This is a genomic window from Streptomyces sp. SID5785 (genome assembly GCF_009870065.1).
Lineage (GTDB): Bacteria > Actinomycetota > Actinomycetes > Streptomycetales > Streptomycetaceae > Streptomyces.
Genome location: NZ_WWIA01000658.1, coordinates 1 through 3,479, shown reverse-complemented (window position 1 = coordinate 3,479; position 3,479 = coordinate 1). Strand labels below are relative to the sequence as shown.

General features: G+C 73.0%; 5 protein-coding genes. 3 read left to right on the top strand and 2 right to left on the bottom strand.

Features of this window, described 5'->3' with window-relative positions; translation table 11 throughout:
- Positions 1–8 precede the first annotated feature (8 nt).
- The gene (locus GTW43_RS21645) at positions 9–638 is read left to right on the top strand and encodes a C39 family peptidase (protein ID WP_161303679.1); all 630 of its coding nucleotides are present in this window, start codon (positions 9–11) and stop codon (positions 636–638) included.
- 50 nt (positions 639–688) lie between these two features.
- Here GTW43_RS21645 and GTW43_RS21640 read toward each other — a convergent pair whose 3' ends face one another.
- Positions 689–1,183, bottom strand: coding sequence for a dihydrofolate reductase (locus tag GTW43_RS21640; RefSeq protein ID WP_161303678.1), 495 nt, complete (start codon positions 1,181–1,183; stop codon positions 689–691).
- Entirely contained in the window at positions 1,180–1,977 is a 798-nt protein-coding gene (locus GTW43_RS21635) for a thymidylate synthase (protein ID WP_161303677.1), read from the bottom strand. The genes GTW43_RS21640 and GTW43_RS21635 overlap by 4 nt, the downstream gene beginning before the upstream one ends.
- A 114-nt stretch (positions 1,978–2,091) precedes the next feature.
- Between GTW43_RS21635 and GTW43_RS21630 the strand changes: the two genes are divergently transcribed.
- A complete protein-coding gene (locus tag GTW43_RS21630) occupies positions 2,092–2,682 on the top strand; it encodes a SigE family RNA polymerase sigma factor (protein ID WP_161303676.1) in 591 nt (196 codons plus the stop codon).
- Positions 2,679–3,479: PQQ-binding-like beta-propeller repeat protein (locus GTW43_RS21625; protein WP_161303675.1), on the top strand; the 801-nt coding region annotated here is incomplete at its 3' end. The genes GTW43_RS21630 and GTW43_RS21625, both read left to right, overlap by 4 nt.

Below are 3,479 nucleotides of genomic sequence, written 5' to 3'. Positions count from 1 at the left end.
GTCACCGCATGGGTGAGACGATCTTCGACGTGCCGGTGGTCCCGTACCACTCCCAGTGGGCCTCACCGCGTCTGGTGGAGGACATCGTGACCGGCCGGATCCCGGCGAGCGAGGACCCGCAGTGGGCGTCCTACGGGGCGGCCGACCCGGACGAGTACGCGTGGTGGTCGTGGCGCCTGTGCGGGGTCGCGTGCCTGCGCATGGCCCTGGAGTACTTCGGACACACGGCCCCGCCCGCGATGGAGATCGCCCGCGCGTGCGTCGAGGCAGGCGCGTACGTGCGGCACGACGAGGGGCTGCACGGCCTGATCTACGCGCCGTTCGCGACCTGGGCCGAGGCCCGGTTCGGCATCGAGGCCGAGGTCAGGCCCCGGCTCACCGAGCCGGAGCTGCGGACCGCGCTCGAAGGGGGCCGCCTGGTGATGCTGTCGGTGCACCCGTCGATCCGCGAGCCCGCGACCGAACCGCCGGGCACGGGCGGTCATCTCGTCCTCGCGGTCGGCGCGACCGACCGGGCGCTCGTCCTGCACAACCCGTCCGGCTTCTTCGGCCGGTCGCAGGAGTACGCGCACGTGCCGTGGGACCGGCTCGGGACGTTCACCGCGTGGCGTGGGGTCGTGCTCGGCCCGGGACGCTGACGCCGCGCCCCGGGCGAGGTCGCACACCGGCCCGAGATCCGCGGTGGACGTCAGGCGCGCGCGTACCGGCGGATGCGGTACCGCAGACCCGTCGTCGAGGTCTGCCAGCCGCGGTCCTCGGCGACCTGCCACTGCGGGCCGGGGACCGGGGCGTGGGTGTCGCCGTCCACGGTCGTGTCGACCTCGGTGACCGAGAGGACCGTGGCGTACGGCAGCGCGGCGCGGTAGATCTCGCCGCCGCCCATGACCCAGGCGGTGCCGCCGGCGAGACCGAGCGCCTCGGACACCGATCCGGTGCGCTCCGCGCCGTCCGCGGACCATCGAGGGTCCCGGGTCAGCACGATGTTGCGCCGGCCGGGCAGCGGCCGGAAGCGTGCGGGGAGCGAGTCCCAGGTCCTGCGGCCCATGATCACGGGGTGGCCGAGGGTCGTGGCCTTGAAGTGCGCCAGGTCCTCGGGCAGGTGCCACGGGATGCCGTTGTCCGCGCCGATCACGCCGTCGGGCGTCTGGGCCCAGATGAGCCCGATGTCACCGGTCGCGCTCATACGGCGACCGGCGCCTTGATCGCGGGGTGGTGCTGGTACCCCTCCACCGCGACGTCGGCGTAGGCGTAGTCGAACAGCGAGTCCGCCTTCGCCAGCCTCAGCCGCGGGAACGCGTACGGGGTGCGCGACAGCTGCTCGGTGACCTGCTCGACGTGATTGTCGTAGATGTGGCAGTCCCCGCCCGTCCAGACGAAGTCGCCGACCTCGAGCCCGGTCTGCTGCGCCACCATGTGGGTGAGCAGGGCGTAGCTCGCGATGTTGAACGGGACACCGAGGAACAGGTCCGCGCTGCGCTGGTACAGCTGGCAGGAGAGCTTGCCGTCGGCGACGTAGAACTGGAAGAAGGCGTGGCACGGGGCGAGCGCCATCTTGTCGAGCTCCGCCACGTTCCAGGCCGACACGATCATGCGGCGCGAGTCCGGGTCGTCGCGCAGGGTCTCGAGGACCTGGCCGAGCTGATCGATGTGGCGGCCGTCGGGCGTGGGCCAGGAGCGCCACTGGACGCCGTAGACGGGGCCGAGCTCGCCCCGGTCGTCGGCCCACTCGTCCCAGATGCTGACGCCGTTCTCCTGGAGCCATCCGACGTTCGAGTCGCCGCGCAGGAACCACAGCAGCTCGTACACGATCGACTTCAGGTGCACCCTCTTCGTGGTGACCAGGGGAAACCCCTGGGAGAGGTCGTAGCGCAGCTGGTGTCCGAAGACACTCCGGGTACCCGTGCCCGTCCGGTCGGCCTTGGCCGTCCCCGACGTGAGCACGTGCTTCAACAGGTCTTCGTACTGGGTGTCCACCACAGGGACGGAGTCTAGTCGCCGCCGCGACACCCCTCGCACATCCACCCTCCCGGGCAGACATAGATTGCCTGCCGGTCGCGCGTCCTTGAGGGCGTTGGAGAACGGGAGGGGCCCATGGACCCGCAGGACCACGAGAGATTCAGGGACTTCGTCGACGCCCGGTGGAGCGCCCTGCTGCGGCTGGCGAACCTGCTCACCGGCGGTGACCGGCACGAGGCGGAGGACCTCGTGCAGATCGCGCTGATGAAGGCGCTGGGACGCTGGCGGCACGTCGACGACCCGGAGGCGTACGTCCGCAAGGTGATGTACCGGCATCAGGTCAGCCGGTGGCGGCTGCGCAGGCCGCACCGCGAGCCGACCTTCGCCGCGGTGCCGGAGGGCCTCGGCGCCCCCGACGGCACGGCCGCCGCCGATCTGCGGATCACCGTCGGCCAGGCGCTCGCCCGGCTGACCCCGCGGCAGCGCACCGTGCTCGTGCTGCGGTACTTCGAGGACCTCTCGGAGACCCAGGTCGCCGACGCGCTGGGCTGCTCCGTCGGCACGGTCCGCAGCACCACGCACCGGTCCCTGGCCCGGCTGCGCCGGCTCGCTCCCGAGCTCGGCTCCGCGGACCCGGCCGCCGCACCCCCGCAGGACCCGGCCCCGGAGCGGACCCCGCCCGGCCGGCCGCAGGACGGAAACAGCCTGAAGGAGGCCCGCACATGAACAACGACCAGCTGGACCGCACCGTCCGTGACGTCATGACGCACTGGGCCCCGGCCGACACCGGACCCCCCGCCGGGCTGGCCGACCGCATCGTGCGGCGCCGCCGCAGGCGCGGCGCCCTGCGGGTGGCGGGGGCCGCACTGGGACTCGTCGGCGTGACGCTCGGCGCGGCGCTCGTCACGGGACCCGGCGACGACGACGGCGCGAAGCTGCCGGCCACGCACGTGAGCAAGGAGAGCAGGCTGTGGTGGCGGACGACGCTGCCGTCCGCTTCCTGGGACGCCTGTCTGGCGGGCGCCGGCGCCGTGTACTGCCGGGGACAGGAGTACGACGGAGTCCGCGTGGACGTCCGCAGCGGAAAGACCGTCTGGCAGCGCAAGGCCGCGTCGGCCGACGGCGGAGCGGCCCCCGCGGGCTCGCTGCCCGGTGTACGCGACGGGATGCTCTACACGTTCGCCGATCACGCCCCCGGCACCGGGAACCCCGGGACCGATCTCGTGGCCCTCGGTGACGACGGGCGGCGGGTGCTGTGGCGGCACGAACTCGCGGACGACAGCCGGGGCCGCACCTCCGCCGTGCTGTTCGACGGCGGGATCCTCGCCAACACCCCCTCGTTCAAGAGCGTGGCCGCGCTCGACGGCCGGACGGGCCGCACCCTGTGGACGTACCGCTGGAAGAAGGCGGACTGCGACCGGGCCGTCATCGGCGGCGTCCCGTACCTCACCTGCTCCCCGGACAGCGAGAAGGCGCCCCCGCGCAGCACGGTCGTCCGGCTCGACCCGGCCACCGGGCAGGCA

What these genes read in the sequence shown, in the direction of transcription:
- GTW43_RS21645 (WP_161303679.1), top strand. Translation starts at nt 9, where the DNA reads ATGGGTGAGACGATCTTCGACGTGCCGGTGGTCCCGTACCACTCCCAG.
- GTW43_RS21640 (WP_161303678.1), bottom strand. Translation starts at nt 1,183, where the DNA reads ATGAGCGCGACCGGTGACATCGGGCTCATCTGGGCCCAGACGCCCGAC.
- GTW43_RS21630 (WP_161303676.1), top strand. Translation starts at nt 2,092, where the DNA reads ATGGACCCGCAGGACCACGAGAGATTCAGGGACTTCGTCGACGCCCGG.